General features: G+C 75.3%; 4 protein-coding genes and 1 pseudogene. 4 read left to right on the top strand and 1 reads right to left on the bottom strand.

The genetic code is table 11. The annotated features are described in order from the left end of the window. Nucleotides 1-144 precede the first annotated feature (144 nt). On the bottom strand, nucleotides 145-972 hold the full coding sequence (locus G9H71_RS20920) for a hypothetical protein (protein WP_407939783.1): 828 nt from the start codon (nucleotides 970-972) through the stop codon (nucleotides 145-147). Between the two features lie 16 nt (nucleotides 973-988). On the opposite strand from G9H71_RS20920, the gene G9H71_RS20915 reads away from it, so the two are divergent. The 4 genes and pseudogenes from G9H71_RS20915 to G9H71_RS20900 all read left to right on the top strand — a co-directional run. Then, nucleotides 989-1,924, top strand: a complete 936-nt coding sequence (locus G9H71_RS20915; RefSeq protein WP_166284712.1) for a Ppx/GppA phosphatase family protein — start codon at nucleotides 989-991, stop codon at nucleotides 1,922-1,924. Next, nucleotides 1,921-2,733, top strand: coding sequence for a sugar phosphate isomerase/epimerase family protein (locus G9H71_RS20910; RefSeq protein ID WP_166284711.1), 813 nt, complete (start codon nucleotides 1,921-1,923; stop codon nucleotides 2,731-2,733). The genes G9H71_RS20915 and G9H71_RS20910 overlap by 4 nt, the downstream gene beginning before the upstream one ends. Further along, the gene (locus G9H71_RS20905; protein ID WP_166284710.1) at nucleotides 2,730-3,320 is read left to right on the top strand and encodes a TetR/AcrR family transcriptional regulator; all 591 of its coding nucleotides are present in this window, start codon (nucleotides 2,730-2,732) and stop codon (nucleotides 3,318-3,320) included. The genes G9H71_RS20910 and G9H71_RS20905 overlap by 4 nt, the downstream gene beginning before the upstream one ends. Nucleotides 3,321-3,389: 69 nt before the next feature. Continuing rightward, a pseudogene (locus G9H71_RS20900) lies at nucleotides 3,390-5,079 on the top strand (NAD-glutamate dehydrogenase); the annotation flags it as partial.

Below are 5,079 nucleotides of genomic sequence, written 5' to 3'. Positions count from 1 at the left end.
CGCGACGATGCGGCATCGCGGCGATAGGTCGCGATGAATGCGGCATCGTGCCAGTGCAGCGCCGGATGAATGCGGCATCGCGCCGAACCAGGCGGCCGCCCCCGGGCGCGAGTGGCGCGTACTGCCAGGTCGAGCGAGGCCGTGTCACGTCGTGGCGGCGGGCTCCGCGTCGCCGGCACTGCCCCGGCGCCGGGGCTTGCGGCGCGGGGCGGAGGTGGCGTCGGCCGGGTGCGGCGCGAGCAGCAGCGACGACGCCATGCGCTCCTCGCAGAGCCGGACCAGCGCGGAGTACGCGGCGGCGCCCATGAGCTCGGTGAGCTCGGGGGCGTAGGACACGTAGACCGGCTCCCGGCCGACGTGCGCGTCGGTGTTGCCGGTGCAGTACCAGTCGAGGTCGTGACCGCCCGGGCCCCAGCCGCGCCGGTCGTACTCGGCGATGGTCGTGATCAAGACCTCGGTGTCGTCGGGGCGGGTGACCCGCTCGTAGGACCGCCGCACCGGCAGCTGCCAGCAGACGTCCGGCTTGGTCTCGAGCGGCTCGCGCCCGGTGGCGACGGCGAGGGTGTGCAGCGCGCAGCCGTAGCCGCCGGGGAAGCCGGGCCGGTTGAGGAAGACGCAGGCGCCGTCGACGACGCGGGTCTTGCGGGCGCCCTCGTCGTCGGTCTCGATCCAGTGCTTGCGGCCGCGGCCGTGCAGCTGCCAGGTCTCGGGCGTCAACTGCTTCACGAACCCGGCGACACGCTTCTCGTCGTCCTCGTCGGCGAAGTGCGCGCCGAGCGTGCAGCACCCGTCGTCGGGGCGCTCGGCGTAGATCCCCTGGCACCCGGACCCGAAGATGCACGTCCAGCGGGAGGTGAGCCAGGTCAGGTCGCAGCGGAAGACCTGCGAGTCGTCGTCGGGGTCGGCGAACTCGACCCACGCACGGGGGAAGTCCAGGGGCACCTCGGGCACCGGCACAGCGTAGGCGCGCACTGGTTAGGCTCCTCGCGTGCGCCTCGGGGTCCTCGACGTGGGGTCGAACACAGTCCACCTGCTCGTCGTCGACGCCCACCCGGGCGCGCCGCCGCTGGCGGCGTACTCCCACCGGATGCGCCTGCGCCTGGCCGAGCAGCTCGAGGACGACGGCAGCATCTCGCGCAAGGGCGCGGACCAGCTCGTCTCCTTCTGCCTCGAGGCCGCGGACGTCGCCGACGACCAGGGCGTCGAGCAGATGATGGCCTTCGCGACCTCGGCCATCCGCGAGGCGCCCAACGGCACCGAGGTGCTGGCCCGGGTCCGCGACGAGACCGGCGTCGAGCTGACCGTGCTGTCCGGCCCCGACGAGGCCCGGCTGACGTTCCTCGCCGTGCGCCGGTGGTTCGGCTGGTCAGCGGGCCGGCTGGTCGACCTCGACATCGGCGGCGGCAGCCTGGAGATCTCGGCGGGCGCCGAGGAGGAGCCGACGGTCGCGCTGTCGGTGCCGCTGGGCGCCGGCCGCCTGACGCGCGACCGGCTGCCGGGCGACCCGCCCTCCGCCGCCGACGTGAAGGCGACGCGCAAGTACATCCGGGCCGAGCTCGGCAAGGTCGTACGCGACGTGCTGCTCGTGGGCACGCCGGACCGGGTGGTGGGCACGTCGAAGACGTTCCGGTCGCTGGCCCGGATCTGCGGCGCCGCGCCGTACGCCGACGGCCCCTACGTGCGGCGCGTGCTGCGCCGCGACGGCCTGGCCGAGTGGGCGGAGGAGCGGCTGCCGGCGATGTCGCTGCGCAAGCGCTGCGGGCTGCCGGGGGTGAGCGAGGACCGTGCGCCGCAGCTGCTGGCCGGCGCGATGGTGGCGCTCGCGGCGATGGACCTGCTCGGCGTCGAGGAGCTCGACATCTGCCCGTGGGCGCTCCGGGAGGGCATCCTGCTGCGCCGGCTGGACGCCCTGCCGACGCCGTGACCTCCGCGGGCGGCCGCGCGGCGCCACCGGTCGCCCTCTCCTCGGCCTCGGTCTATCCCGAGGGCTGCACCGCGGCGTTCGAGGCGGCAGCCGCGCTCGGCTACGACGGCGTCGAGGTCATGGTCTGGAACGACCCGGTGAGCCAGAGCGCCTCGGCCCTCGAGCGCCTGTCCTCGCATTACAAGATCCCGGTCCTCTCGATCCACGCGCCGACGCTGCTGCTCACGCAGCGGGTGTGGGGCAACGACCCGTGGGCCAAGATCGAGCGGTCGTACGGCCTGGCCGAGCAGCTCGGCGCGCGGACCGTCGTGATCCACCCGCCGTTCCGCTGGCAGCGCGACTACGCCCGGACGTTCGTCGAGGGCCTGGCCGAGCGGCAGGAGCGGACCGCCGTGGCTCTCGCGGTGGAGAACATGTTCCCGTGGAAGGCGCGCGGGCGGCTGCTGGAGGCGTACGCCCCGGGCTGGGACCCGGTCGGCGAGGCGTACGACCATCTCGTCCTGGACCTCTCGCACACGGCGACCTCGGGCGTGGACGCGCTCGAGGCGGTGGACGCGATGGGCCGGCGGCTCGGCCACCTGCACCTGGCCGACGGCTCGGGCTCGCCGCGCGACGAGCACCTGGTGCCGGGCCGGGGCACCCAGCCGTGCGCCGAGGTGCTCGCCCTGCTCGGCCACGGCGGCTTCGGCGGGACGGTGGTGGTGGAGGTCAACACCCGGCGCGCCGCGGACCGGGCCGCCCGCCGCGCCGACCTCGAGGAGGCGCTGTCCTTCGCCCGGCACCACCTCGCGCGCGGGCTGGCCGCGTGAGCCCGCGCGGCCGGCCGGCGGGGCCGTCGGACGCCCGGGAGCGCATCCTCGCGGCCGCGCGGGCGGAGTTCGCGGCGAAGGGCTACGACAAGGCCTCGCTGCGCGGGATCGCCCGGGTGGCGGAGGTGGACCCGTCCCTCGTCCACCACTACTTCGAGGGCAAGGAGCAGGTCTTCGTCGCCGCGATGCGGCTGCCGTTCGACCCGGCGGACGCGCTCCCGCGGATCCTGGCCGGGAACCCGGACGGGCTGGGGGAGCGGGTGACACGCTTCTTCCTGGGGGTGTGGGCCCGCCCGGAGAGCCGCGAGCCCTTCATCGCGCTGCTGTCGGCCGCGACGTCGAGCCCGGCGGCGGCCGGGATGCTGCGCGAGTTCGTCACGGGCAGCCTGCTCGCGCGGGTGGCGGAGGCCTCGCCGATCGCGGGCCTGCCGGACCGCGAGCTGCGGGTGGAGGCGGCCGTGGCCCAGCTGCTCGGCGTCGCGCTGCTGCGACACGTCATCGGCGTCGAGCCGATCGCCTCCGCTCCCGAGGAGGACGTGGTCGCCCTGATCGCTCCGGCTCTGCAGCGCCACCTGTCGGGGGAGTAGGAATAGACGGATGGCGCCACGGACAACCCCGTTCGCCCGACTCGCCACCGTCGCCGAGGAGCCCGCCGCATGAGCGCGCAACTGCCCACCTCCCCCGCCGCCGACCTGCCCGGGGGGCCTGCGCGGCTCGCGGCCGCGTACTTCGCGCACGTGCCGCCGGACGAGGTGCAGGGGCAGGGGGCGGGGCACGCCGACGCGGTCCTGGCGGCGCACGCCCGGCTCGGCGCCCGCCGGCCGGCGGGCGAGGCGCTCGTCCAGGCGTACGTCCTGGACGAGGAGGTGGGCGCCCGCATCGCGCTGGACGTCATCACCGACGACATGCCGTTCCTCGTCGACTCCGTCACCGCGCTCGTCTCCCGCCTCGGGTACGCGATCACCTGGCTGCTCCACCCCCAGCTCGCCGTGCGCCGGGACGCCGACGGGCGGCTCGAGGACGTGCTCGGCCCGGCCGCGGCGTCCTGCCCGCAGGGGTGCCTCGCCGAGTCCTGGATGCACCTCGAGCTGAGCGGGGAGCGGACGACCCCCGACGAGCTCGCGGCGGCGGTGCGCGGCGTGCTCGGCGACGTGCGGGTCGCCGTCGAGGACTGGCAGCCGATGCGTACGCAGTCGCTGCGGATGGCGGACGAGCTGGCGGCCGAGCGCCCGGCCGGGATCGGCGCGGCCGAGGCCGACGAGGCGGTGGAGCTGCTGCGCTGGCTGGCGCAGAACTCGTTCACCTTCCTCGGCTACGCCGACTACGCCCTCGAGCCCGACGGCACCGGCCTGCGCCGCGTCCCGGGCAGCGAGCTCGGCATCCTCCGCCCGCACGAGCCGGCGACGCGCCCGGTGCAGGCCGAGGGGCCCGTGGTCCGGCGGTTCTCGCCCGAGGCGGCGGCGATCGCCAGCGAACCGCGCCTGCTCGTGCTCACGAAGGCGAATTCACGATCCACGGTTCACCGTCCGGCCTATCTCGACCACGTGGGCATCAAGACGTTCGACGGCTCCGGGCGCGTCGTCGGCGAGCGCCGCTTCCTGGGGCTGTTCTCGTCGACCGCCTACAGCGAGAGCGTCCTGCGCATCCCGGTCCTGCGCCGCAAGGCCGAGCACGTGATGCACGCGGCCGGGACGGTCGCCACGAGCCACTCGGGCCGCCAGGTCCTGCAGGTGCTCGAGGCCTACCCCCGCGACGAGCTCTTCCAGGTCGACGCCGAGACGCTGGCCTCGGTCGTGCTCGAGGTGCTCCGGCTCGGCGAGCGCCGCCGCGTACGCGCCTTCCTCCGCCGGGACGACTACGGCCGCTTCGTCTCGTGCCTGCTCTACTTCCCGCGCGACCGCTACACGACGACCGTCCGGCTGCGCATGGAGGCGGTGCTGCGCGAGGCCGTCGGCGCCGACAGCATCGACTACACCGCGCGGGTCACCGAGTCGGTCCTCGCCCGGCTGCACTTCGTGGCCTGGGTGCCTCCCGGCGACCGGCTGCCCGAGGTGGACGCGGCCGCCATCGAGGCCCGGCTCGCCGCGGCGACGCGCACCTGGGAGGACGACCTCGCCGACGCCGTGGGCGCAGCGCACGAGCCGGCCGCGGCGGCGGCCCTGCTGCGCCGCTACGCGCGGGCGTTCCCGCAGGCCTACAAGGAGGACTTCGGCGCGGCCGAGGCCGTGCTGGACATCGGGCACCTGGAGTCGCTCGAGGGGCCGGAGGGTGACCGGCTGGCGCTCAGCTTCTCCGCGGGAGCCGACCCCGGCGCGGCCCGGCTGAAGCTCTACCGCGACGCTCCTG

It is taken from the genome of Motilibacter deserti, assembly GCF_011250635.1.
Lineage (GTDB): Bacteria > Actinomycetota > Actinomycetes > Motilibacterales > Motilibacteraceae > Motilibacter_A > Motilibacter_A deserti.
This window is presented reverse-complemented; position numbering and strand designations above follow the sequence as displayed.